Source organism: Sporosarcina aquimarina, from assembly GCF_019748715.1.
In the GTDB taxonomy this organism is placed as follows: domain Bacteria; phylum Bacillota; class Bacilli; order Bacillales_A; family Planococcaceae; genus Sporosarcina; species Sporosarcina newyorkensis.
On record NZ_JACLBZ010000028.1, the window covers coordinates 25,507 to 51,834 of the forward strand.

At 43.7% G+C, this 26,328-nt stretch carries 25 protein-coding genes and 1 tRNA gene; 25 read left to right on the forward strand and 1 reads right to left on the reverse strand.

The features are described 5' to 3' along the window. Positions 1-3 precede the first annotated feature (3 nt). The 10 genes from spoVT to H7J92_RS13185 all read left to right on the forward strand — a co-directional run bounded on the left by spoVT (position 4) and on the right by H7J92_RS13185 (position 8,653). Positions 4-540, forward strand: a complete 537-nt coding sequence (gene spoVT, locus H7J92_RS13140) for a stage V sporulation protein T (protein WP_009499430.1) — start codon at positions 4-6, stop codon at positions 538-540. A gap of 637 nt (positions 541-1,177) precedes the next feature. Then, positions 1,178-2,380, forward strand: coding sequence for an NAD(P)-dependent malic enzyme (locus H7J92_RS13145; RefSeq protein ID WP_009499431.1), 1,203 nt, complete (start codon positions 1,178-1,180; stop codon positions 2,378-2,380). A gap of 142 nt (positions 2,381-2,522) precedes the next feature. Next, positions 2,523-3,116, forward strand: a complete 594-nt coding sequence (gene ytaF / locus H7J92_RS13150; RefSeq protein ID WP_221837365.1) for a sporulation membrane protein YtaF — start codon at positions 2,523-2,525, stop codon at positions 3,114-3,116. 56 nt (positions 3,117-3,172) lie between these two features. After that, a complete protein-coding gene (locus H7J92_RS13155) occupies positions 3,173-4,765 on the forward strand; it encodes a putative polysaccharide biosynthesis protein (protein ID WP_246602944.1) in 1,593 nt (530 codons plus the stop codon). A gap of 5 nt (positions 4,766-4,770) precedes the next feature. Continuing rightward, on the forward strand, positions 4,771-6,240 hold the full coding sequence (gene yabN / locus H7J92_RS13160) for a bifunctional methyltransferase/pyrophosphohydrolase YabN (protein ID WP_221837371.1): 1,470 nt from the start codon (positions 4,771-4,773) through the stop codon (positions 6,238-6,240). Then, entirely contained in the window at positions 6,227-6,517 is a 291-nt protein-coding gene (locus H7J92_RS13165; RefSeq protein WP_078818831.1) for an RNA-binding S4 domain-containing protein, read from the forward strand. Before yabN ends, H7J92_RS13165 begins: the two co-directional genes overlap by 14 nt. Before the next feature lie 366 nt (positions 6,518-6,883). Next, positions 6,884-7,180, forward strand: coding sequence for a sporulation protein YabP (gene yabP / locus H7J92_RS13170; RefSeq protein WP_009499437.1), 297 nt, complete (start codon positions 6,884-6,886; stop codon positions 7,178-7,180). Next, a complete protein-coding gene (gene yabQ, locus H7J92_RS13175; RefSeq protein ID WP_221837373.1) occupies positions 7,177-7,659 on the forward strand; it encodes a spore cortex biosynthesis protein YabQ in 483 nt (160 codons plus the stop codon). The genes yabP and yabQ overlap by 4 nt, the downstream gene beginning before the upstream one ends. Before the next feature lie 32 nt (positions 7,660-7,691). After that, the gene (locus H7J92_RS13180; RefSeq protein WP_078818829.1) at positions 7,692-8,105 is read left to right on the forward strand and encodes an FtsB family cell division protein; all 414 of its coding nucleotides are present in this window, start codon (positions 7,692-7,694) and stop codon (positions 8,103-8,105) included. A gap of 125 nt (positions 8,106-8,230) precedes the next feature. After that, complete coding sequence (locus H7J92_RS13185) at positions 8,231-8,653, forward strand: S1 domain-containing RNA-binding protein (RefSeq protein ID WP_009499440.1); 423 nt, start codon at positions 8,231-8,233, stop codon at positions 8,651-8,653. A gap of 136 nt (positions 8,654-8,789) precedes the next feature. Here the strand turns inward: H7J92_RS13185 and H7J92_RS13190 are convergent. Beyond that, positions 8,790-8,863: transfer RNA gene (locus tag H7J92_RS13190), tRNA-Met, on the reverse strand. A gap of 213 nt (positions 8,864-9,076) precedes the next feature. On the opposite strand from H7J92_RS13190, the gene H7J92_RS13195 reads away from it, so the two are divergent. From H7J92_RS13195 to lysS, 15 genes are all read left to right on the forward strand, one after another. Continuing rightward, complete coding sequence (locus tag H7J92_RS13195; RefSeq protein WP_221837376.1) at positions 9,077-11,488, forward strand: SpoIIE family protein phosphatase; 2,412 nt, start codon at positions 9,077-9,079, stop codon at positions 11,486-11,488. Between the two features lie 20 nt (positions 11,489-11,508). After that, positions 11,509-12,918: a tRNA lysidine(34) synthetase TilS gene (gene tilS / locus H7J92_RS13200; RefSeq protein ID WP_221837379.1), complete on the forward strand. Its 1,410-nt coding sequence runs from the start codon at positions 11,509-11,511 to the stop codon at positions 12,916-12,918. A gap of 18 nt (positions 12,919-12,936) precedes the next feature. Next, a complete protein-coding gene (gene hpt / locus H7J92_RS13205; protein WP_009499443.1) occupies positions 12,937-13,479 on the forward strand; it encodes a hypoxanthine phosphoribosyltransferase in 543 nt (180 codons plus the stop codon). Positions 13,480-13,621: 142 nt separating this feature from the next. After that, positions 13,622-15,652 carry an ATP-dependent zinc metalloprotease FtsH gene (gene ftsH, locus H7J92_RS13210; RefSeq protein WP_078818826.1) on the forward strand — a complete coding sequence of 677 codons (2,031 nt, stop codon included), beginning with the start codon at positions 13,622-13,624 and terminating at the stop codon, positions 15,650-15,652. A 226-nt stretch (positions 15,653-15,878) separates the two neighbouring features. Further along, positions 15,879-16,643: a type III pantothenate kinase gene (locus H7J92_RS13215; protein WP_078818825.1), complete on the forward strand. Its 765-nt coding sequence runs from the start codon at positions 15,879-15,881 to the stop codon at positions 16,641-16,643. 14 nt (positions 16,644-16,657) lie between these two features. After that, positions 16,658-17,548, forward strand: a complete 891-nt coding sequence (gene hslO / locus H7J92_RS13220) for an Hsp33 family molecular chaperone HslO (protein WP_078818824.1) — start codon at positions 16,658-16,660, stop codon at positions 17,546-17,548. After that, complete coding sequence (locus H7J92_RS13225; protein ID WP_078818823.1) at positions 17,526-18,452, forward strand: peptidyl-prolyl cis-trans isomerase; 927 nt, start codon at positions 17,526-17,528, stop codon at positions 18,450-18,452. Before hslO ends, H7J92_RS13225 begins: the two co-directional genes overlap by 23 nt. A gap of 128 nt (positions 18,453-18,580) precedes the next feature. Then, positions 18,581-19,507 (forward strand): cysteine synthase A, encoded by a 927-nt coding sequence (cysK, locus tag H7J92_RS13230; RefSeq protein WP_040760066.1) that lies wholly within the window; start codon positions 18,581-18,583, stop codon positions 19,505-19,507. A gap of 149 nt (positions 19,508-19,656) precedes the next feature. After that, complete coding sequence (locus tag H7J92_RS13235; RefSeq protein WP_009499449.1) at positions 19,657-20,304, forward strand: peroxiredoxin family protein; 648 nt, start codon at positions 19,657-19,659, stop codon at positions 20,302-20,304. Between the two features lie 30 nt (positions 20,305-20,334). Beyond that, on the forward strand, positions 20,335-21,765 hold the full coding sequence (locus tag H7J92_RS13240) for an anthranilate synthase component I family protein (protein WP_221837382.1): 1,431 nt from the start codon (positions 20,335-20,337) through the stop codon (positions 21,763-21,765). Continuing rightward, positions 21,762-22,616 (forward strand): aminodeoxychorismate lyase, encoded by an 855-nt coding sequence (pabC, locus tag H7J92_RS13245; RefSeq protein WP_078818849.1) that lies wholly within the window; start codon positions 21,762-21,764, stop codon positions 22,614-22,616. The genes H7J92_RS13240 and pabC overlap by 4 nt, the downstream gene beginning before the upstream one ends. Further along, entirely contained in the window at positions 22,616-23,467 is an 852-nt protein-coding gene (gene folP / locus H7J92_RS13250; protein WP_078818821.1) for a dihydropteroate synthase, read from the forward strand. The genes pabC and folP overlap by 1 nt, the downstream gene beginning before the upstream one ends. 21 nt (positions 23,468-23,488) lie before the next feature. Next, positions 23,489-23,857 (forward strand): dihydroneopterin aldolase, encoded by a 369-nt coding sequence (gene folB, locus H7J92_RS13255; protein WP_078818820.1) that lies wholly within the window; start codon positions 23,489-23,491, stop codon positions 23,855-23,857. Positions 23,858-23,874: 17 nt separating this feature from the next. Next, entirely contained in the window at positions 23,875-24,369 is a 495-nt protein-coding gene (gene folK, locus H7J92_RS13260) for a 2-amino-4-hydroxy-6-hydroxymethyldihydropteridine diphosphokinase (protein ID WP_009499454.1), read from the forward strand. A 191-nt stretch (positions 24,370-24,560) separates the two neighbouring features. Then, positions 24,561-26,051: a lysine--tRNA ligase gene (gene lysS / locus H7J92_RS13265; protein ID WP_009499455.1), complete on the forward strand. Its 1,491-nt coding sequence runs from the start codon at positions 24,561-24,563 to the stop codon at positions 26,049-26,051. Positions 26,052-26,328 lie beyond the last annotated feature (277 nt).

The window sequence follows — 26,328 nt, forward strand, 5'->3', positions numbered from 1 at the left end:
TACATGAAGGCAACGGGTATTGTCCGCAGAATTGATGACTTAGGAAGAGTGGTCATCCCCAAAGAAATTAGGAGGACACTCCGAATTCGTGAAGGAGACCCTCTAGAGATATTCACCGATCGAGAAGGAGAAGTTATTTTAAAAAAATATTCACCTATTTCAGAACTTGGCGAGTTTGCAGTGGAATATGCAGAAACACTTTATGAGACACTTGGCACGCCTGCTTTGATTAGTGACCGGGATGAAATGCTGGCGGTCGCAGGTCTATCTAAAAAGGATTATATGAATCGTCAACTGTCGCCTGTTTGTGAAGAAATACTAAACGACAGGACGGTCATTACTGAAAAGCATGAAAAGTCAGTGGAGTGGGTACCAGGCCAAATTGAACAAGTTAAATCATACTGTATTGCACCCATTATCGCGAACGGTGATGCTATTGGGGCGGTATATTTATTGTCAAAAGTTCATTTTGTCGGCGAGGCCGAACAAAAAGCTGCTGAAACTGCAGCAAACTTTTTAGCTAAACAAATGGAAAGTTAATTGAATACAAAAAGTATCAAATCTTTAATGAAAACTCACAGCATCTTTCCGGTTGCTTGTGAGTTTTTTATCTTTATTCAGCAGAAGACTCTCACCTCTATAGGTGATGAGATGGATGTGGTTTTATTTCCTGTTCAGTGGGTGTTCAAACGCTCGCTAAACAAAGATAAAGCCTCCGGCGGATGTCTCAGATTTTGAGAGGAGTTAATTGTGCAAGCACAATTCAAAATCTGGACGCAATTACGCCGAGGCGTAATTGATTGTGAATTTCATTTTCCTTTAAATTTTTCCTTCTATATAATAGTGAAATTTATCACATACTACTCATGTGATAAAATTCACATGTGAATTTATGTATAAGTGAATCTTTTCACATGCCTATACGTGAAAAATTTCACATAAGCTAAATCAAAAGTGAAGGTTTTCACATACTACGAAATAGAGCAAAAGTCAAAACTTTTTTTAAAAAAATTTAAGCCGTTATAAAACCCTTGACAAAGGCATTGTAAACGCTTACCGATTTCGAACTTTCCGAGTTGATAGAATATTCCCCCTTGTATTTGCTTTACGTTTACGCTTATAATCACTACCAACACAGATCAACACCAATTTAACAGGATAGGGAGAGAGATATTTTATGAATAGGCGATACAAATCTTCTTTACACATGCATAAAATTCACAATGGAAAAATGGAGACAATTTCAAAAGTGCCTTTGGAAAATAAAGAGGATTTAAGCTTGGCGTATTCTCCGGGAGTAGCTGAACCATGTGTAGAAATAGCTAAAGATCCTTCACTTGCGTATGAATATACAATTAAAGGTAATTTAGTGGCGGTTATCACAGATGGAACTGCTGTACTTGGCCTGGGAGATATCGGTCCAGAAGCTGCATTGCCTGTCATGGAAGGTAAGGCATTATTGCTAAAGCAGTTTGCTGGAATTGATTCATTTCCGATTTGTCTGGATACAAAAGATACAGATGAAATTGTCAATATCGTAAAAGCGCTGAGCCCAACATTTGGTGCAATCAATTTAGAAGATATCTCTGCTCCCCGCTGTTTTGAAATTGAACAAAGATTACGCGAAGAATGCAATATTCCAATTTTCCACGATGATCAGCACGGTACTGCAATTGTAGTAGGGGCTGGATTAATCAATGCGTTAAAATTGGTCGGGAAGGAACGTAATGAGGTTAAAATTGTATTAAATGGTGCAGGTGCAGCAGGCGTAGCCATTACAAAACTTCTGCTAAGTATGGGCTTTGAAAATATTATCATGTGTGACTCGAAAGGGATTATTTACGAAGGCCGAGAATTCTCCATGAACAGTGTAAAGCATGAAATGTCCCGTATTACAAATCGTGAGAAGCTAGAGGGTACATTGGAAGATGCCATGAAAGGTGCAGATGTTTTTGTAGGAGTTTCTGTCGCAAACTTGCTTACGAAGGAATTGATTGACTGCATGAACCCTGAGCCGATAGTCTTTGGTTTAGCAAACCCAATACCTGAGATAAAGCCTGAATTAGCTAAAGAATACGGTGTTAGAATTATCGCGACAGGGCGCTCAGACTATCCAAACCAAGTCAATAACGTCTTAGCTTTCCCGGGCATCTTCCGTGGAGCATTGGATGTGAGAGCGACGGAGATCAATGAAGAGATGAAGCTTGCGGCAACTTATGCGATTGCAGATTTAATAAAAGAAGAGGATTTACGCGAGGATTATATTATTCCAGACCCATTTGATGACCGAGTCGCTCCAATTGTGGCACATGCAGTAGGCAAGGCGGCAATGAGCACAAATGTCTCGGTTGCTAAAGAAATCGTACTACCAACCCGATAAAACTTACTATACCGACCAGTCTTTCTCCATTTAAGAGAAAGACTGGTCTTTAATATGTACGTATAACTTTTGACCCGCGCACACACGCCGCTTTCCTTCTATACGTATAGTATGATAAAACCTATAGGCTGGGAGGAACGGTATGACTTGGCTACTTATCGCAGGTTTTGCAATTTCATCAAGCATTGACAATTTCGGAGTTGGGCTTTCTTATGGGGTGCAGCGAGTTCGTATCCCTGCTATTTCTAACTTGTTAATTGCTGTTATCTGTTTACTGTTTAGTTTGATCGGTATGGTGTCGGGTACGTGGCTGGCGGAATTGTTGCCAGGAAAATTTCCTGATCTCGTAGCATTTACAGTTTTAAGCGTTATTGGGATACGAATCATGGTGATCGCTCTTCGGCAACAGAAAAAACGGCAAACAAGCGTTTTGGGGGAGCCGGAGAAAATGGACTTTGACGGGTCTTCGCATATTAGCATAGGGGAGGCCCTGCTGTTAGGTGTTGCCCTGTCGGCAAACGCCTTGACCAATGGAATCGGAGCCGGTCTGCTGGAGTTATCCCCGATTGCCATCGCACTATCGGCGGCAGTTGGAAGTTATTTGACGTTATGGGTTGGTGTCGTATTAGGTGCTAGATTGGCAAAGTTTCGCATTGGTAGAATGACAGTAGGGCAATTTGGAACGTTCATGAGCGGCGCCATCATTTTAATGATTGCAATTACGCGCTTATTCTAGTATTGCAAGCGAAAATGGTATACTAGAAGTCATTAATGAATGAAAGAGGCGCGTGTATGGCGTTGACAAAGTGGAATATGAAGTCGTTTATGAAAGGTGCCTCGATTTTGACGATTGCCGCCATCATCGTCAAAGTATTGAGCGCAGTTTATCGAGTGCCTTTTCAAAATCTAGTTGGAGATAAAGGGTTTTATATTTATCAGCAAGTGTACCCGTTTATCGGGATATTTATTGTTTGGACGTCCTCGGGATTTGCAGTAGCTGTTTCAAAAATGCTTGCAGAAAGTAAAGGGCCAGGTGAGTCGCGTGGAATTCTGCGTGTCTCGCTCGCTTATTTACTCATATTGTCGGCAATGATATTTCTATTGCTGCGTACAGGTTCTTCTTTTTTTGCGGATCTGATGGGCGATTCAGCTTTGGCGCCCGTATTGCAGACAGGATCCTATATTGTATTGGTGTTGCCATTTTTGGCCGTGCTGAAAGGTGTCTTTCAATCGGAAGGACAAATGATACCTGTCGCGATTTCCAATGTATCTGAGCAGTTATTTCGAGTTGTTATCGTGTTAGCAGGTACTTGGCTGGCGGTGAGAGCGGGAACTTCGCTTTACAAAATTGGGGAAATTACGATGTGGGCAGCGATAGCTGGAGAAGTGGCAGGGGTTTTCATTCTCACTTGGTTCTTTGTGCAGAGAAAACGAGCCCCTTTAGTCGCTGTGCAACCGTGGAAAGTGGTTAAGGATTTGACGAAGATCAGCGTTAGCGTAAGTGCCAGTTCATTAATATTACTGGTGTTTCAATTGGTGGACTCTTTTACGGTCTACAATGCATTAATGCAAGCAGGCTTCACGAGTGAGACAGCAATGACAATGAAGGGCATCTATGATCGAGGGCAACCGCTCGCACAGATGGGTATCCTATTGGCGTCAACGCTTGCGCTTGCGCTTGTTCCATTGATTGCACATCATGCATCCAAACAACAGGGACGTGGAGCGTTGCCGTTCATTAGTTTAACGTTTCGTACATCCATTTTATTTGGCTGGGCTGCAACGATTGGACTGGTGCTGGTCTTGCCTTTTGTCAATGAAATGCTGTTTGAAACAAGGACAGGCTCCGTAGCGCTCATCATTTTCTCTATTCAGATATTGTGGTTGTCGATAATTTTGCCGTTGACGGCTATTTTACAGGGAAGTGGCAAAGTACGAGGACCACTTTTGTTGTTGGTACTCGGTGTGCTGATTAAGTTGGCTGCGACACCACCATTGGTTCGACAGTATGGCATTGAAGGGGCGGCAGTTTCAGGTGCTTTCGCGTTCGCGTTCGTCGCAGTGTTATTGATAATATACTTCAAGCGGTTTTGGAAATTTCCGTTGGCATCAAGTCGCTTTTACATTGTACTTTTGAATGCGGCAGGTGCGATGGCAGTGATTCTTATTCCTTGGGTGCTCGTATGCGATCTTTGGTTGTTTGATGGACTTCCATCACGATGGGGTGCGACTCTGACAGCAATGACGGCTGTCTGTATCGGGGCGATCATATTTCTGTTCGTCGTCTTGAAATCACGTATAATGAATGAAAGAGAATGGTACTTACTGCCGTTTGGAAAGCGGTTGGCAATTGTTCAACTATGGCTAACTAAAAATAGAAGGTGAAGCATGTGAGAAAGATAACAGTCATCGGATTAGGTGCAGGCGATTTGGATCAACTGTCGCTTGGTACCTATCGATTATTGAAACAGGCCGAACGTCTGGTAATCAGGACGGAAGAACATCCTGTTGTGAGCCAGCTGCGTTCGGAAGGCTTGCAAATGGAAAGCTTCGATGCAATCTATGAAGCGAAGGATGCGTTTGAAGATGTTTATCAGACGATTGTCGAAAACTTGCTTGAAATGAGCAGGGAACAGCTGGTTACATATGCCGTGCCTGGACATCCGCTCGTGGCGGAAAGAACCGTTCAATTATTAATTGAGAAAGAGCAGGCCGGTGAAATTGAATTGTATATAGCTGGCGGCAGCAGTTTCTTGGATCCGATTTTTACTGCCTTGCGTATTGATCCAATTGAAGGAATCCAACTGCTCGACGGGACAGATTTGAAGCGGGATGATATGCGGATGGACCAGCATGTATTGGTAGGGCAAGTGTACGATGCGTTCGTCGCTTCGGATGTTAAGCTATCATTGATGGAGAAGTATCCCGATGAGCATTTGGTGACAATCGTGACGGCTGCCGGATCGGCTGATGAAAAGTTAACTACGTTGCCGCTGTTCGAGCTAGATCGGGCGATGACCTTGAATAATCTTACAACGATCTATGTGCCGCCAATACTTGAACGCGATCAGCGGTTGAAAGAGTGGAGTTCATTACGTGAAATCATTGCCGCTCTGCGTGCACCAGACGGTTGTCCGTGGGATCGGGAACAAACTCACGAGACATTGAAACGTTATTTGATTGAGGAGTCGTATGAATTGATTCAAGCGATTGACGATGAAGACGACGAGGCAATCATCGAGGAGCTCGGCGATGTCTTACTGCAAGTCTTCTTGCATGCGCAAATTGGGGAAGACAACGGGTATTTCTCTATAGAAGACGTCTTGGAGTCAATTGGAGCGAAAATGATTCGTCGCCATCCTCACGTATTTGGACAAGCAGAGGCCGACACAACAGCGGAAGTGCTGACGAATTGGCAAGCAATCAAAGAGCAAGAAAAGCCGCAGCGGACCTCTCTATTGGAAGACCAGGCACGCTATGCTTCTTCGTTGCTGACATCCTTTAACTATCAGAAGTCTGCCGCTAAGGTAGGATTTGATTGGCCGAATATAGAAGGCGCCTTTAAAAAGTTTCAAGAAGAGTGGCAAGAGTTTCAGGAGGAAGTACGTAACGGAGAAAAAGACCGCCAACTGGATGAACTTGGTGATGTGCTATTTACAATTGTCAACGTAGCCAGATTCTTGAAAATCTCCCCAGAAGAAGCGATGTGGCATGCCAATGAAAAGTTCAAATCTCGCTTCCTTCATGTCGAACATTGTGTCCAGCAGGGGAATGGAGACTTCTCCGCCTACTCTCTAGACCAACTTGAGGAATTCTGGCAGGAAGCTAAACGAAAGGAAGAATCTAATGAGACTCGATAAATTTTTGAAAGTATCCCGCCTTATCAAACGCCGTACATTGGCGAAACAAGTAGCGGATCAAGGAAGAATAACCATTAACGGAAAAGTGGCAAAAGCCTCCTCCGATGTAAAACCGGGTGATGAACTGGCTATCCGTTTCGGCCAAAAGATCGTCACCGCAACTGTAAATGAATTAAAAGACTCAACTAAAAAAGATGACGCAGCTACAATGTATACCATTCTCAGCGAAGAGCGCCTTGAAAAAGTGGAACCTGAATTTGTGGATGATGAAGACTGAATAGATAAGAAGGATCGAAAAGGCAGCCGCGGCAGGCTGCCTTTTTGTATGAGCAGGCTGGTTGTTCATCATCGGAAGTTAAAGTATTTAGGAAATGTGCGGTTAGCGGCTGGTTTGGCTTGTTTTACGTTTATTTTGGCTCGTTGTAGTTTGATTAATGTTCGTTCCAGAAAGGTTTTGGTGCATTTCGGTCGCATTTTGGTTCGGTCCAACGGAATTTTGGCGCGTCTCCCTTCTGGAACGGAAATCGACAGATCACAATCTGCACATTGCATGCAGATTAGCCATTCTCAAGAAAAGTTCCTGTCATGTTTGATTAGGCCGCCGCATAAGATATGGGGAACGCACTAGAAAAGGGGGACGCATATGCAAATTCAAACAGACAGTTCTACGTATACAATTCCATCAGGAGACCATGTAGTAACCATGCGAAATCGTAAGAGAATGGACCTTACCTCTGTAAAAACGATTGATCGATTCGATCAGGAGGAATTTCTCGTTCGAACATCGCAAGGGGTACTGCAAATTCGCGGGGAGGAATTGCGTATTGTACATTTAGATGTGGACAAGGGGTTGCTAACTCTAGAAGGCTCTGTCACAACATTGCAATACGACGAAGAAGAAACAGGATCACGCAATTTTCTCCATAAATTATTCGGATGAGCCTATCCGTCCAGTTCTTCAGTTTACTAGCGATGATCGGGACAGGTATTGCCGCTGGAGTCATCATGGATTTATTCGGAAGCATTATTGCCGCGTGCGATAAACGCTCATTTATTCGAAGACGTGCATTTTGGTTTGAATTGGCGGTCTGGATATTTATAGGGGTAGGTGCTTTTTGGATATTGGTGTTAGTAAGGGATGGGGCTTGGCGGATGTATGATCCAGTCGCACAAATCAGCGGTATGCTGCTCTATGCAGCCATCTTCCATTACCCATTTCGATTTATCGGTAGATTGCTATTACTTGTCATTATCCGGCCTATTTGGTATTTGATCAGGTTCCTGTTATTAATCGTTCAACGAATTATCCGGATTTTCGTTTCAATCCTGACATTTATTACGTCACCCATCGTCCGATTAATTAAGACCGCCGGGAAATTCCTTCAAAAAAAAGGTAGAGTACTATATAATAGAGAATAATAGTGTATACGGGGAAGAAAGGTGTGTGCGCCATGAATAAACCACAGAAGCCAACAGCTAGGAAAGTCACATCAATCGAAACTGAATATGTGCGCTCCATGCAGAAAAAAGAAAATTGGAAGCAAGCACAAAAAAAGCGTTTGCGAAATCGCCTAATCGTCTTCGCTGTTCTAATGTGTATTGTATTTGGCAGTTTATTCAACATGTATTCCGGTCAAAAGAAGTTGCTGGCCGCAAAAGAACAAGAAAAGACAGAAGCAATCGCGACACTAAAGGATTTGAAAACAGAACAAGAACAATTGAATAAGCAGCTGGCAAAGTTGGATGACGAAGAATATATCGCCAAACTCGCACGTAAAGAGTACTTCCTTTCGGAGTCCAATGAAATTATATTTTCCATTCCTGACAAGAAGAAATCGTCAGAAAAAGAGACGAGAAAAGAGTAGTCGTATTGACACTCTTTTTTTGTTGGCTATAATATAAGTAGGAGCCTGCAAATTGCAGGAAATGCCAATATGGTTGATAGGCACTTTTAAAGGCCGCTTAAAACTTAAGGAGGAGCATTTTTTTTATGTCAATTGAAGTAGGCAGCAAGTTAGAGGGTAAGGTAACCGGGATCACAAATTTTGGGGCATTTGTTGAATTGCCGAACGGATCCACAGGATTAGTCCATATTAGTGAAGTAGCTGACAATTATGTCAAAGATATAAATGACCATTTAAAAGTCGGTGATATGGTAGAAGTTAAAGTGATGAATGTGGGAGCAGACGGTAAAATCGGCCTTTCCATCCGTAAGGCAAAACCTGAGTCGGAACGTCCGCAACGTCCTCAGCGTCCTCAGCGACCTCGACAAGGCAGTAAGCCAAGTTTTGAACGACCAGAGAATTTTGAACAGAAGATGGCAAAATTCATGAAGGATAGTGAAGAACGTCTATCTACCTTGAAGAGAGCTACAGAGTCTAAACGCGGTGGCCGTGGCGCAAGAAGAGGATAACTTGCTGTCTGTTTCAATCTTGAATCAAATTTATGTTCTGCCCTATTGCGTATGCTTAACAGACTTTTGTTAAGCATACGCTTTTAATTTTAACGAAAAAACCCCCTTGCAATAAATGCAAGGGGTTTTTAATGTATAGCGGCGGAGGGGGTCGAACCCACGACCTTACGGGTATGAACCGTACGCTCTAGCCAGCTGAGCTACGCCGCCAAGACGAATAGTTGACTGCTGGAATTGTGTAATTCGAGCACAACGTCTCTTATCATACAAGGTCAAACGAGAAGTGTCAACATTTCTTTGGAAAAAAGAAAAAAAGATACGGATTACGTCGAAATCTTTTTTAGATACTCTGTCACAAACAGACAAAATCTCTTGGGTCTCCCATGTATAGTTGCAAGTAAGAGAACATAGGGGGTATGGGAAATGAAGATGATTGACAATATGGAGAGACCGTTTGGCCAGCAGTTCAGAGTCGCATGGCAAGAGCTGATCAACCGAAAAGTTTATTTTATGACAGCAATTCTTTTCTTGATCGGCTCGTTCTTTCTGTCGCAGGCAGTAGTATTCGACATGGCGGTACCGTTCTTCTTACCAATTTGGGCATTGGCCAGCATGCGCTATCGGCAGCATATGATCTACGTGTTCATTGGAGGGATGGCAGGCAGTGCATTTTTGGGGATGGGACAAGCTGTAATCCACCTGACGCAATTGTTACTGTTTCATTTGGCCATTAAATCGCCATTTGTCAAAAAATCAATTCCCCTCGCTGTGGCTAGCTGCATGATCATCCCGCAGATCATCTGGCAACTTGTAATGTATAGCGGGAATCCACCGGTAACTGTGCAACTATCGATTGGATTGGAAGCAATGCTCGCTCTTTTTATGACAGTTTTTATGCTATTGGCTTTTCCTTCTATAGACCGATTATTATATGGACCATGGAACCCTGAGCAAGTAAGTGCAATGTGTATAGTGGGAGCGCTTGCAACGACAGGAATGGGTGGTTTGCAGATCGGCTACGTCTCAGTGGCAGGTGTGTTTTTATTCTTGGCAATTTATGTGGCCGCTATGGTAGGCGGCGTTCCGTTTGCTACGACAGTCGGTATGATTATCGCGTTAATAATAGGTGTTTCTGATTTAGCCCTTACAGGAATGATGGCATTATATGGAATGACGGGTTTATTAGCAGGCGGTTTAAAGCGGTTCGGTAAATTAGGGATTGTAACCGGGAGTTTATTTGTCTCGCTTTTTTTCCTGCTATACGATGCAACATTACCGCTGGATACAGTGCATTTTGTGACGATCGGAGTGGCGGCGGTTCTATTTTTCTTTATTCCATCACGGAAGATTAACCAAGTTCGGCAAGTGTTCTTACCAAAGCAGGAGGGGATCTCGGAAAAACGTCAGCAATGGCTGGCGGATAAATTAGATGGGCAGTTGGAGGAGTTCCAGCAATTTGCCCACTTCATGTCGACGCTCGTCAATAATCGATTTTCATCAGAAGAGGAGGTTGCTGCCACGATCCAAGTTCCGTCTATTTGTCAATCTTGTTTTCGCTATAAAAAATGTTGGGAAAGTGAGGAAGATGGAATTTCATCCTTAGTAAACGAGTGGGAGTCTACCTATTCCGCAACGAAGAAAGCAGCGCGATTACGTGTAGAAGAGAAGATGAAATTTAAATGTTTGCGTTTTAAAGGGCTAATCAATGAATTGGAGGAGCATGGGACGAATCGTTTGTTAATGGGACAGTTGCAGCATGGAAGAAAAATGCTGGCATTGCAATTACGGGATATGAGCACCCATATAGAAAAAGTAATGCGAGATGTAAAGGAGGACTTGACGACTTATAAACTGGCAGAGGAGGAGTTGGCGAATCGATTACAAGTACAAGGAGTGGAGTTTTTCCAAATCGATATTTTGTCAGAAGAAAGGGGAGCTTGTAAGGTAGTCATCTCGATTCCGGAGAAAAAGGCTGATTTTGAAACCGAGACCACCGTAGGGGAATACTTGATCTTGCCTGTCCTGGAAGAGATGTATGACGAACCAATCCATATTTCGAAATCTGCTTATCAGCCGTTTCCGTTCCCTCATGTGCAATTAACCTTCAGTTCGGCGGTTCGCTTTTCATTGGATTACGATATTGTGACGACAGCGGGTGGCGGGACATTCCAAGCGGGAGATGCGTATGAAGTCTTCAAGATTCACGATGGATTGTCTGCTGTATTGTTATCTGACGGGATGGGACAAGATGTCAACGCGTATCATGAGAGCAGAAAAGTAATTCGTCTCATGCGTGAATGTTTGGGACAGAAAATGGATCCTGAGACAGCCATTCACACTTTACATTATATGATGGCCCTGAACGGCTTAGATGATATGTACGCTACATTGGACTTAGCACTTATAGATTTACAGGATGGTAGGCTATGGTCGTGGAAAGCGGGTTCAATGAGCACCTATATTAAGAGGGGAGATGAATTTATACGTTTGGACAGCAAAACAGTACCTTTTGGGTTCTTGCCGTCTTTCTCAATAGAGGCAAAAAATGAACAATTGAAATCGGGCGATATTTTGGTGATGATGACGGATGGGATATTTAACGGGGAGTTACCATTAGAACCTCAGGAGGAAGTGATGGAAAGGACGATTGAACGGTATAAAGAGTTGGATTGCCATACAATTGCAGATCAAGTCATGGCGGAAATGGAGCGTTCGTTTGAGTCGGTGGAAGATGATCGGACGATACTCGTGATGAAAATTGACCACGTCGTACCGAAGTGGTCTAAAGTAAATAATAAATCACGAATTATTTCTCGAAAAAGAATGGTAGGATAGGGGGAGGAGGGAGATGAATCATGAAAACATTACGACAAAAAGTGTTGAACTTCATAAACCGACAAACGTTGATTCCTCCCGGCTCTCGTGTATTGGTAGCTTGTTCAGGAGGTGTCGATTCCATCGCCCTGCTGCATTTCCTGGCCACCCATAGAAAAACGCTTGGAATTGAAGTAGGCGCAGCACATGTGGATCATATGCTGCGCGGCGATGAGTCTGCAGAAGATGCATTTGTGGTAAAAGATCTATGCGAAGGATTTCATTTGCCATTCTTCTCTGAGCAAGTACCAATCCCTTCTATACTGGAAAATAACGGCGGAAATGTACAGCTGTTGTGCAGAGAAGAGCGCTATAAATGTTTAGCTGCAATTATGGCGCATCATGAATTTGATGTTCTGGCAACAGGACATCACGCAGAAGATCAATTGGAAACTGTGCTTATGCAATTAACAAAAGGTCATTCATTGAACGGCATGCCGATACAGCGTCTATTTCATCAAGGGAATGTTGTTCGTCCTTTCCTTCCCTTGCAAAAGAGAGAATTGTACGAGTATGCCGCCAATTTTGGCTTACCGTTTAGAGAGGATCCGAGTAATCAGCGGAATGATTATTTGCGCAATCGAATCCGGCATCATGTCGTGCCATTTTTGACTGAAGAAAATCCTTCTATTTCGTCGGGTGCTGTTCAGCTAACTGTCCAACGACAGGAAGATGAAGCGTTATTGAATGAACTTGCGGATAATCATTGGCAAGCGATTGTTACATATACAGATGAACAGCTTCCCTCTTTTAACCGCCAAGCCTTTCTCGCTATTCCCCAAGCTTTACAAAAGCGTGCGATTCAACTACTATTAAGGTGTCTTCCCAGCCCGGAAATTGATAAAACTGAGCGGCGTTCCGCATTAGTGGAAGAACTGTTACAGCATATTAAGGACCCGGCTGGAAATATAGCGCTTGACTTAGCGTATGGCTACCGATTTGTTAGAGAATATGATAAACTGCTAGTTACAAAAAAGTATATGAATACTGCGTCTCTTCGTTCAAAAGTACTGGAAAAAGGAACTTGGAATTCGTGGGGAAATGTTCAGATTTACTGGCAGCATGCCGACATGTGTGCAATCGAACACTTCCTATCTTCAGATGACGTGCGTTATTTTCAATTACCTGAGTTTGAGCTGCCGTTGACTGTCCGTCTTCGGGAACCTGGCGATCGTTTGCTTCTAAAAGGCATGTCCCAAGAAAAACGCGTATCGCGGCTATTAATTGATGAAAAAGTTGGAATGACGCAAAGACAGCAGCAGCCGGTTATTACAACGGCAAGCGGTATCGTATGTGCGGTGCCGGGTGTTCGATATGGTGAGATATTCTCACGCAATCAACCGGAAGGCGAGTCATACATATGGATTACGCGAGAAGGCGAAAGTAGATAAAATAGGAGGGACGAGCCGATGATCGCACAAGATATCGAGCAAGTTTTAATTTCAGAAGAAGAACTTCAAGAGAAAGTCCTAGAACTTGGAGCAACTTTAACAGAAGAGTACCGAGAGAAGTTTCCTCTAGCAATTGGTGTGTTAAAGGGTGCGTTACCATTTATGAGCGACTTAATTAAACGGATTGATACGTACATTGAATTGGATTTTATGGATGTATCTAGTTATGGGAATGCGACAGTCTCATCAGGTGAGGTAAAGATTGTCAAAGATTTGAACACTAGTGTGGAAGGCCGCGACGTTTTGATTATAGAAGATATCATCGACAGCGGAAAAACATTGAATTATCTAGTGGAACTTTTTAAATATAGAAAAGCCAACTCCATCAAAATTGTAACTTTGTTGGATAAACCGACAGGCCGTAAAGTAGATCTAAAGGCAGATTACGTAGGGTTTGATGTTCCTGACGCATTCGTTGTCGGTTACGGGTTGGATTATGCTGAAAAATATCGGAATTTACCTTATATCGGTGTGTTAAAAAAAGAAATCTACTCTTTTTAACGCTTTCTGACTGAACGTATGGCATCCAGTCTGAAAGCCTTTTTCCATGAGGCATTTTCATTGTGGAGTCATGTTAATCTATGTTAAAATTTACAATAGTTTTCTGTTTAGTTTTCTGTTGAATGAGATGAGGAGGCTTGGGATGAATCGAATACTTCGATACTTTCTTTTGTATGGATTGATTTTCCTCGCGATTATGGGGATATTCAGTTCGCTAAACAATCCAAATCCGAAGATGAAACCGATTCGGTATGACGAATTTATCACGGCATTAGAGCAAGGAAAAGTCGAAAATGCTACTTTTCAGCCTTTACAGCTCGTGTATGAAGTAAAAGGGGAAATGGAAGGTTACGAAAAAGGTGAAACATTCGTAACTAACATTCCGATGAATGATATGGATGATATTGGCGAGATCGTAAAGACGACAAAGACTGAAATCGATATCTTACAGCCGCCAGAAACAAGTGCATGGGTATCCTTCTTTACAGGGCTTGTACCATTCATCATAATTATCATCCTTTTCTTCTTCCTATTGAATCAGTCACAAGGCGGCGGTGGCGGCCGAGTGATGAACTTCGGAAAGAGTAAAGCGAAACTGCAGACCGATGATCGGAAGAAAGTACGTTTCAATGACGTAGCAGGTGCAGATGAAGAAAAAGCTGAGCTCGAAGAAGTCGTAGATTTCTTGAAAGATGCTCGGAAGTTTGTGGAGCTGGGTGCACGAATTCCAAAAGGGATTTTGCTTGTTGGGCCTCCAGGTACAGGTAAAACTCTACTTGCGCGTGCAGTAGCAGGTGAAGCAGGTGTGCCGTTCTTCTCGATTTCAGGTTCTGATTTCGTGGAGATGTTTGTAGGTGTTGGTGCGTCTCGAGTACGTGATTTGTTCGAGAATGCCAAGAAAAATGCGCCATGTATTATCTTTATAGACGAGATTGACGCGGTTGGTCGTCAGCGTGGAGCCGGTTTAGGCGGCGGACACGATGAGCGTGAACAAACGTTGAACCAATTGCTAGTTGAAATGGATGGCTTTGAAGGAAACGAAGGTATTATCATCGTTGCCGCTACGAACCGTCCGGATATATTGGATCCGGCACTTCTTCGTCCGGGACGTTTTGACCGTCAAATCACGGTTGGTCGTCCAGATGTAAAAGGAAGAGAAGCTGTGTTGAAAGTGCACGCACGCAATAAGCCGCTTGATGATTCGGTCGATATGAAAGCTCTTGCTCAACGTACACCAGGATTTTCAGGTGCGGACCTTGAGAACTTATTGAATGAAGCAGCTCTTGTGGCAGCGAGAAGAAAGAAAACCAAGATCGACATGTCTGATATTGATGAGGCGACGGACCGTGTTATTGCAGGTCCTGCCAAAACAAGCCGTGTCATTTCGGAAAAAGAACGAAATATTGTGGCGTTCCATGAAGCGGGCCACGTAGTTGTTGGTTTGATGCTTGATGATGCAGAAATTGTCCATAAAGTAACGATTGTACCTCGTGGTCAAGCAGGCGGTTATGCCGTTATGCTTCCAAAAGAAGATCGCTATTTCATGACGAAACCTGAACTCCTTGATAAAATCGCCGGTCTATTAGGCGGCCGTGTAGCGGAAGAAGTAGTGCTTGGTGAAGTATCAACCGGCGCTCATAATGACTTCCAGCGAGCTACTGGCATCGCGCGATCAATGGTAACTGAATACGGTATGAGTGATAAACTCGGGCCAATGCAGTTCGGCCAGACTCAAGGCGGTCAAGTTTTCCTAGGTCGTGACTTTAATTCCGAGCAGAATTATTCTGAGTCGATTGCCTATGAAATTGATCAGGAAATGCAACGGATCATCAAAGAGCAATATAGCCGCACGAAACAAATTTTAACTGAGAAAAGGGATCTACTTGATTTAATCGCAACGACTTTATTAGAAGTCGAAACGCTTGATGCGGAACAAATCAATCACTTGAAAGACCACGGCGTTTTGCCAGACCGACCGTATGAAAATGGCAAAAATGGTGCAGAAAAGTCTGATGACACTGTGAAAGAAAACAAATTGCCGGAAGACACAACGCCAAACGCAAATCCTGATGTAACGGGTGCTCCACAAGATCCGTCTACAGGTGACTTGCCAAGTGAAGGTGGAACAGCAGACAAAACGCTTCCTTCCATTGATGAAGAACGCAGAGATTAAGCGAAACAACAGCCGACTGTGATTAGCAGTCGGCTGTTTTCTTATGGATAGGCGGGCTGTGTTTTAGAGGAATACAGAGATATACCAGTCCGGCCATTCGTCCTTCAATTGGCTCAATATAGTTTCGCGGAAGGCGTCCGTCCGCCAGGGAATCCAACGTTGTATAAAAGTCGAATATTTATGGTATGATGTGTGGGAAAAGTCAGAGCAAGAGAGGAAAGCGACTATGCTGTTAGTATTAGATACGGGCAATACAAATATTGTACTAGGTGTATATGAAGGCGATGAACTAAAGTACCATTGGCGGATGGAGACGTACCGTCACAAGACGGAAGACGAATATGCCATGCAGGTCAAAGCAATGTTCCAACACGTAGGCTTATCATTTAAAGACATCACAGGTATTATTATTTCCTCAGTGGTACCACCTGTCATGTTTCCATTGGAACAAATGTGCAAGAAATACTTCAATCAAAAACCGATGGTCGTCGGTCCCGGCGTGAAAACAGGCTTGAATATTAAATATGAAAACCCACGTGAAGTAGGAGCAGACCGAATCGTCAATGCGGTGGCAGCTATTCGCGATTACGGCAGCCCACTCATCATTGTAGATTTCGGGACTGCGACAACGTATTGCTATGTCAATGAGCATGGCGAATACATGGGAGGTGCCATCGCTCCGGGGATCAAGATTTCAATGGAGGCGTTATTTGATCGTGCGTCTAAATTACCGAGAGTTGAACTGACTCGGCCTGAACAAGTTGTCGGTAAAAATACAGTAGCTGCTATGCAATCGGGGATTGTCTTCGGTTACGTTGGACAAGTGGAAGGAATCGTCAATCGAATGAAAGAAGACAGCGCGGTAGAACCTACAGTTATCGCAACCGGGGGACTGGCCGAGTTGATTTCATCGGAAACAAAGGTTATTGATGTTGTAGATAATTTCTTAACATTAAAAGGTTTACATTTAATATATGAAAGAAATCTGTAATAGGAGTGAATAATATGTCAACTGATTACTTAGTAAAAGCGCTTGCCTTCGACGGAGTTATTCGAGCTTACGCAGTGCGTTCAACAGATACGGTGGGAGAAGTGCAACGTCGTCACCAGATGTGGCCAACTGCAACAGCTGCTCTCGGACGTACGATTTCTGCAGCTGTTATGATGGGGGCAATGTTGAAAGGTGATAACAAATTAACAGTGAAAATCCAAGGAGATGGTCCTCTAGGTCCAATCGTCGTGGATGCCAACGCAAAGGGAGAAGTTCGTGGATATGCTACACATCCGCAAACTCACGTGCCGTTGAACGAAAAAGGAAAATTGGATGTGCGAGGCGTTGTTGGAACGGAAGGAACGCTATCTGTTGTCAAAGATCTTGGGATGAAAGATTATTTCACCGGTCAAGTACCGATTATTTCCGGGGAAATAGCAGAAGACTTCACGCAGTATTTGGTTGTTTCTGAACAAGTGCCTTCTGCTGTCGCTCTTGGTGTATTAGTGAATCCTGATAACACGGTAAAAGCAGCTGGAGGCTTTATTATTCAAGTCATGCCGGGAGCTACGGATGAGACGATCTCTCTCTTGGAAGAGAAGATATCGAACATGACACCTATTTCTTCTCTGATTGATCAAGGGCTGACGCCTGAAGGAATCCTAGCTGAAGTATTAGGACAAGAAAACGTGGAGTTCCTTGATAAGATGGATGTGAAGTTTGACTGTGAGTGTTCGAAGGAACGTTTTGGCGAAGCGATTCGGGGACTTGGACGTGACGAGGTTCAAGCGATGATTGATGAAGATCACGGGGCAGAAGCACAGTGCCACTTCTGTTTGGAAACTTACCAATACTCAGAGCAAGAGTTAAAAGGATATATAGATGAGATTCAATCGAACGAATGAAACCGAGCCGACTCCAACGAAAAGGCGACTTAAGACGAAGCCGCTGATCGCTTTGTTGGGAATTCTTTTCACGATGAATGTATTCTGGCTTTTCCACTGGCTGTTTATAGATCGTTCACCCGCTGTAGATACAGAGGAAGTTGCTTCTGTAGCGGGTGAGCCGATCACCCGTGCAGAGTGGATGGCTGCTATGGAACGACAGGTCGGGCGAGAGGTGCTAGAAGACCTAGTGAATTACCGCGTCATGGAAGCCGCAGCGGATGAGTATGATATTAAAGTGGAAGATAAAGAAGTAGATCTCGAACTGGCATTAATTACCTCAATTGACGGTCAGCAACATTCGGGTCTAGATACTGAGCAAACGAGAAAGCAGATTAAAAGGGAACTGATTTTAGAGAAAGTCCTGACAAAGGATATTGTAATTAAGGAAAGCGCTATCAAAAAGTACTTTGAGAAAAATGAAACATTTTTTCATGTGTTGCCGGCTTACCGCATATCGGTAATCATCTCATCAACAAAGAAAGAAGCGGATCAAGTGGCTGGTGAGCTAAAAGACGGATCGACATTTTCTGCTTTGGCAAAGGAGCGATCGATTGATTTGTCTTCCGGAAACTTGGGAGGAGACCTTGGTTATGTAAATGAGCAAACCGAGGACGTGGGTGTAACTATTATTGAAGCGGCGGAAAAGTTGAAAAAAGATGAGGTAAGCAAGCCGATTGAACTCAAGGATGGCACTTATGCAATCGTCACTGTGTTAGAAACCATTAAGAAACGTGATTTTACATATTCAGAAGTAAAGGACCATATCAAGCGACAACTAGCCTTAGAACAACTACCTGAGTCCGTCACGCCGGAAGCTTTCTGGAAAGAATTCGATGCTGAATGGTTTTATGGTAAAAATTAATTATCGGTAAATTGATAGGATGACAAACTACAATTCTCTGAATAATTTGTTTGACAAGTGAAAAGTAAGGTAGTATGATTAACTCAACAAAACATATAAACCTACTAGGGATTAGGAGCGGATCAAATATGAGTAGAGTCGGAAATTCAATAATTGATTTAATCGGCAAAACCCCTCTTGTTAAATTAAATCGTCTGACAGGTGCAGAGGATGCGGAAGTGTATTTGAAACTGGAATTCTTCAATCCGGGTTCAAGTGTTAAAGATCGAATTGCACTCGCGATGATTGAAGCAGCGGAAAAAAACGGCAACTTAAAAGATGGCAGTACGATTATTGAACCAACAAGCGGTAACACAGGTATCGGATTGGCGATGGTTGCAGCAGCCAAAGGATACAAAGCGGTATTGGTTATGCCGGATACGATGAGCTTAGAACGACGCAACTTACTGCGTGCATACGGAGCGGAATTGGTGTTGACGCCAGGTGCTGAAGGAATGAAAGGTGCAATTGCGAAGGCAGAAGAACTTTCTAAAGAAAACGGCTGGTTCTTACCTCAGCAATTTAATAATGAAGCGAATCCAGAAGTCCACCGTTTGACGACGGGCCCTGAGATTGCAGATGCGTTAGATCGTGTGGATGCATTTATCTCGGGAATCGGTACGGGCGGTACGATTACAGGAGCCGGCGAGGTACTGAAAGAACGATTCCCGGAAATCAAAATCGTCGCTGTGGAACCAGAAGACTCAGCGGTATTGTCTGGGGGAAAACCAGGACCGCATAAGATTCAAGGGATTGGCGCAGGTTTCGTTCCAAAGGTATTGGATACAGACATTTACGATGAAATCATTCAAGTCTCCAATGACGATGCATACGCAATTGCACGCCGTGCAGCTCGCGAAGAAGGAATTCTGGGCGGAGTATCATCAGGGGCTGCGATTTCAGCCGCTTTACAGGTTGCAAAAAAACTTGGCAAGGGCAAAAAAGTTGTAGCAATTCTCCCTTCCAATGGGGAGCGATACTTAAGTACTCCGCTTTACCAATTTGATGAAGAATAAGCTAGAGAGCGCCCATTCGCGCTCTCTTTTTTATTAATTATGATTGCAATGAAATCTCTAAGCTTTTACCGGGCTACAATACTCTGTATAATTAAAATGAAACATTATTGGAGTATTACATAGAAAGTGAACCATATAGGAGGCCAACTGTGAAGAAATGGAGTATGTTGATTTCACTCGCGATCATTATTAGTATGGTAACGATTATTATACTAACCAACCGAGAGTTTAAAAAAGAGGCCGGTGAGATGGATGGTTATTCTAGTGCGATGATAGAGGATCTGCCGAATGATGAGGTCAAACGGATACCGGAGGACTGGAAAGAGGAAACTACCTCAGAAGATACAGCTTCCGAAGAGACTGGGCTAGGCCGCGGTGATCTCGCGCCTGATTTTGAATTAACCACACTCACTGGTGAAACGGTCAAATTATCCGATTATCGTGGAAAGAAGATCATGCTGAATTTTTGGGCGTCGTGGTGTCCGCCATGCCGATCCGAAATGCCGTATATGGAAACATATTATGACGAGTACAAGGGCTCTGCGAATATGGAGATACTTGCAGTGAACATGACAAAAACGGAGAAAGATAAAGAAGATAGTGCCAAAGCATTTGTCAAGGAGTATGGGTTGACATTCCCGGTTTTATTGGACTTAGAAGGTGAAGTTATGAAAACGTACCGAGTGAAAGCCTATCCAACGACGTATATCCTTAACACGGAAGGTGTCATAACGGACATAGTGGTATCTGCTATAGACGATAAATTTCTAAAGAAACTCATAGATGAAAGCAATTAAAATTGGACGACAGATTCAGGAGGAACCATCATGGAAACAGTAGCTTATCAGACAGCCTCAATGACGAGAGACGAGTTCTTCTACGCCTATAAACAGCTTGCAGAACAAACAGATCGCCATATTTTATTGGAAAGTGGTAGAGACGGTGAAATGTGCATCGCGGGATTGAATCCGCTCGTGACCGTACAGGCGAATGAAGAGGGTTTACAATTAGATTGGCGGGATGGTACGAGAGAAATTCTTGCAGGCGAAGATCCTCTAACCTTGCTGAATGAGTTCCTGTCACGGTATGAGCTGAGACGAGATGACAACTTACCCGCATTCCAGGGCGGGGCGATTGGTATGATCAGCTATGATTATGTCAGAAGCTATGAAACACTGCCTAGTCTAGCGGAGAATGATTTGGCAACGCCTGACGTTTTCTTTTATGTCTTTGACCGATGGGCAGTTTTAGACGTAGTGCATGAAACAGTTTATTTTATGTCGCTGCCTAATGTTCAAACTTCATTGACGGTCATGGAAAATGAGTGGGTGGATGCCGTTAAACATGGACTTGCTGGTCGACGTTTTTCACAAGGGCAAGCAGTGGACGTGGAAGTAACTCAAGATAATTTGGAAGTTTCCGTAACGGGCGAGCGGTTTGAAGGAATGGTAAGGGATGTTCAGAAGTTCATTGCACAAGGCGATGTCGTGCAAGTAAATCTCTCCGTCCGTCAATCAAAACCACTGGATGTTCCGTCTTTATCTATGTATGAAGCGCTACGTTCCTTCAATCCTTCACCTTATATGGCTTACATGATGTCACCTGAATTTGAGGTCGTGTCCGGATCACCCGAGCTGTTGTTGAAGAAACGAGGAAATGAATTGAGCACACGTCCAATCGGAGGGACCCGAAAGCGCGGTGCTACAGAGAGGGAAGACGCGGCCTTACAGCAGGAATTGGTCTCTGACACAAAAGAAAAAGGCGAGCATAAAATGTTGGTAGATCTTGAATGCAAAGATTTTGAGAGAATTTGTAAGCCGGGAACGGTTGAAGTAGATGAATTCATGGTTGTAGAAAAGTATTCCCACGTAATGCATCTCGTATCGAATGTTCGAGGGACTGCTGCGACGCAAGATGCCGCGGCAATCATTCGCGGTGTTTTCCCGGGTGGTTCGATAACGGGAGATCCGAAGCTGCGAACAATGGAGATCATCGAAGAATTAGAACCGACGCGAAGAGGACTTTATACAGGTTCAATGGGCTGGATAAGTTTCAATGGAGATATAGAGCTGAATATTACGATCCGAACCGCATTTATCCAAGATGGCATCGTTCATATCCAGGCGGGGGCCGGACTTGTACCGGAATCAATTCCTGCCGCCGAATATCAAGAGTCGCTCAATAAAGCGAAGGCGTTATGGCAGGCAAAAGAAATGGCAGAACAAGCGGTAAGAGAAGAAAGTTGGCGTTCTCATTGATCTGCTGGGCGAATGGGGAACAACAGAGTGCTGATGATTTGCGAATTTCACCTTATGACCACGGCTTTCTCTATGGACTTGGATTTTTTGAGACCTTTCGTACATATGAGGGGAAAGTATTTCTCTTCGATGCACATATGGATAGATTAAGGTCAGCGCTATCTGAATACAGGATCAAAATGCAGTACACGGATGAAGAACTTCGACAGGCCATTCATTCGTTGTTTGTAGAGAATGGAAGCGAGGATGGATATTTTCGGTTGAATGTGTCAGCGGGAGTCCATGATATCGGATTAGCACCTACTAGCTATGAGCGACCAAATGTATTCATTCTCCAAAAGACGTTGGTTTTGCCTCCTGTCCATACGGAAAAAGAAGGTGTGTGGTTACAGACAAAGCGGAATGAACCGGAAAGTGCGGTTCGTCATAAATCGCATCAGTACGCGAACAATGTATTAGGGCGGCTGGAATTACCTTCTTTGCGAGAGGTAGAAGGCTTTTTCGTTAATTCGGAAGGGTTCGTGGCGGAAGGTATAACGTCTAACATCTTTTGGGTGAAGCAAGGTATCCTGTACACTCCTTCATTGAAAACAGGTATTTTACCAGGGACTACGCGAGCATTCGTATTACGGTTAGTTGACGAACTTGGGGTATCGGTTAGAGAGGGATTGTTTTCGCCGACTGAGCTAGAGGCGGCGGAAGAGGTCTTCATTACAAACGCCATTCAGGAACTGGTACCCATTCGCAATGTTGGGACAACCGAGTTTTTAGGAAGTAAAGGTTCTATCTATCGACAATTACATAGCGGCTATCAACGAGCCGTCAACCGTATGAAAGTGAGTGACCAGTAATGGAGTTAGCGAAAGCTCGTGCATCTTATCAGTTTGGTAAGACGACGATTGATTTTACAGAAGAAACGATTATCATGGGTATTTTGAATGTCACGCCCGATTCTTTTTCAGATGGCGGAAAGTTTGGCCAATTGGATCGAGCGCTTGAACATGCTCGACAAATGCTGGCAGACGGGGCGAAAATTATTGATGTCGGCGGCGAATCGACACGGCCTGGACATGCGCCTGTATCATTGGAAGAAGAATTGGAACGTGTCGTGCCGATTGTCGAATTACTGACGAAGGAATTGGGATGTGTCATCTCTGTAGATACATATAAAGCAGCTGTGGCGGAAGCGGCGGTTCAAGCAGGTGCAAGTATCATCAATGATGTGTGGGGTGCAAAGCGTGAACCCGCAATCGTGGAAGTGGCGGCGCGCTATAAAGTGCCGATTATCCTGATGCATAACCGAGATAATACAGACTATCAGCTGCCATTCATGGAAGCGGTAGTACAAGATTTACAGGAGAGTATCGAGATTGCGAGACGGGCGGGTGTTAGCGAAGAGTTGATTTGGCTTGATCCTGGGATTGGTTTCGCGAAAAATACAGAACAGAATATTTTAGCTATGCAAGGGTTGCCGGCCATTGCGGACCTTGGTTATCCTGTATTGCTCGGTACGTCTCGAAAGCGCATGATTGGAAATGTGCTGGACGTGCCAGTGGGAGAACGGATGGAGGGAACCGGTGCGACCGTATGTTATGGTATCGAGCATGGATGCCATATTATGCGTGTTCATGACGTGAAGGAAATTGCACGGATGGTCAAGATGATGGATGTGCTGACGAAAAAGACGGCATTTACTGGATAAGCGATAAAGTGGGGGGATTTCATGGATTATATTCATTTGAATGATATGGAGTTTTACGGTTATCATGGGGCATTGCCTGAAGAAAACAAGCTTGGCCAGCGTTTTCGGCTGACAGTTTCATTGGCGACTGACTTGGCGGAAGCCGGTCAGACGGATGATCTGTCGAAGACGGTGAATTATGCAGAAGTGTATGAGATGTGTAAGCGCATTGTCGAAGGCGAAGCGGTACGGCTGATTGAAACGGTTGCTGAAACAATAGCCGGAACTATAATGACGGATTTTGCTGAAAAGGTGATCGGCGTACGAGTTGTATTGGTGAAGCCGGATCCTCCGATTCACGGACATTACGCATCCGTTGCAGTAGAAATCAAAAGGGGGCGCTTTTCTTGAATTTCGCCTATTTATCGATGGGTTCCAACATCGGTAACCGGTTGGAACATCTAACGCATGCAGTTCAACTGCTGAATGAACATCCCGCTATTACCGTTGAAAAGGTGTCTTCTGTCTATGAAACAGAGCCACTTGGATTGACTGAACAAGCAAAATTTTTGAATATTGCAGTTGGTCTGGAGACTTCATTGGAAGCATCGGAGTTGCTGAGTGCTTGCCAATCCATTGAAAACAAGCTCGGAAGAATGAGGAAAATCCGTTGGGGTCCCCGGACGGTAGACCTTGATATTTTGCTCTATAATCACGACACTATCCAATCAGAGAATTTGATTATCCCACATTTACGTATGCAGGAGCGTGCGTTTGTACTCGTTCCTCTCATTGAAATTGATTCAGAAGTAAAGAATCCGGTAACAGGGACACTTTACCGTAATGAGCCAGCGATGCAGGATGATGGAATGACCCTTTGGAAGAAAGTCCAGAATGTCGAGGAGTTCTTACAGCAAGGCTGATAATATAACGGCGGATACTGATTCTAACGCTGTCTAAAAAAGAAACTGCTCTATTAGTAGGGCAGTTTTTTCTATGGGATGAGTACCGCGCGACCATTTGGACTTTTGTTAGGCAGGTAATTTGTGTACAATAGTTGCAGACGGCCTATACTGAGTAGAAGGTAGGTCAAAGTATGAAGGAGTGAAAGGGAATGTCCCATTTAGATGAAATGAATGATCAGCTTTTGGTGAGACGCCAGAAGATGAATGATATACGCGAAGGTGGTTTGGATCCATTCGGTCAACGTTTTGAACGCACCCATCTGACAAATGAGATTCGATCAGCCTATGAAGAGTTATCAAAAGAAGAATTAGAAGAAACTGAGCATGAGGTGACGATTGCAGGTCGAATCATGACAAAACGAGGGAAGGGCAAGGCGGGTTTTGCGCATATTCAAGATCTTGGCGGTCAGATTCAGATCTACGTACGTCAAGATGCTATTGGTGAAGACGCATATAAACTATTTACACTGGCAGACTTAGGGGATATTGTGGGCGTTCAAGGGGTTATCTTCAAAACAAAAGTAGGAGAGCTTTCCATTAAAGCGACAAAGTTTACGTTCCTTACGAAGTCATTGCGTCCGCTACCCGAGAAATTCCACGGTTTGCAGGATATTGAACAACGCTACCGTCAGCGTTACCTTGATTTGATCTCAACAGAAGGCAGTAAAGAAACATTCATTATGCGTAGCCGAATCATTCAATCAATGCGCCATTATTTAGATAAACAGGGCTTCCTCGAAGTCGAAACACCAATGCTGCACTCTATCGCAGGGGGAGCAGCGGCTCGTCCGTTTGTTACACATCACAATACATTAGATATGACGTTATATATGCGGATTGCGATCGAACTTCATTTGAAACGCCTCATTGTAGGTGGCTTAGAGAAAGTATATGAGATCGGACGCGTATTCCGTAATGAAGGGATGTCCACGCGCCATAACCCGGAATTTACGATGATCGAGTTATATGAAGCGTATGCGGATTACAATGATATTATGGAACTCACTGAAAATCTAGTGGCTCACATTGCACAAGAAGTACTCGGTACGACAACGATTCAATACGGTGAAGACCAAATTGATTTAGCACCGCGCTGGAAACGACTTCATATGGCGGATGCTGTAAAAGAATATACAGGCGTAGACTTTTGGCAGCAGCTTACTAAAGAACAGGCTCATGAATTAGCAAAGGAACATAATGTTCAAGTGACTTCTTCTATGGAAGCAGGTCATGTGCTGAATGAATTCTTTGAGCAAAAGGTTGAAGAACAACTTGTACAACCAACATTCATTTACGGCCATCCTGTAGAAGTTTCACCGCTTGCCAAGAAAAACCCGGAGGACCCACGTTATACGGATCGTTTCGAATTATTCATCGTCCGTCGTGAGCATGCCAATGCCTTTACGGAGTTGAATGATCCTATTGATCAACGTGCTCGCTTTGAAGCTCAGTTAGTAGAGAAAGAGCAAGGGAACGACGAGGCGCATGAAATGGATGAAGACTTTATAGAAGCACTTGAATATGGATTGCCGCCGACTGGTGGATTAGGTATAGGTATTGATCGTCTTGTTATGCTATTGACGAATGCTCAATCAATCCGCGATGTTCTCCTATTTCCTCAGATGCGTTCTAAAGATTGATACAACAGCCCTGGCTTTCATAGTCAGGGCTTTTTTCTTTTAAGTCATATAAAGTCTTAAAAGAAAATCAAAAAGAATTTCAAAAAACAGTTGCACTTTCGAAAAGCAGGTGGTATATTAGATAACGTTGCTTGCGAGGTTAGCAAGTTAGCGAAAAAACACTTTAAAACTTTTTAAGAAAAAGTGTTGACAACAAAACAGTGATTTGGTATTATAAGAAAGTTGCCTCTTACGAAAGAGCAACCATATGAACCTTGAAAACTGAACAGCAAAACGT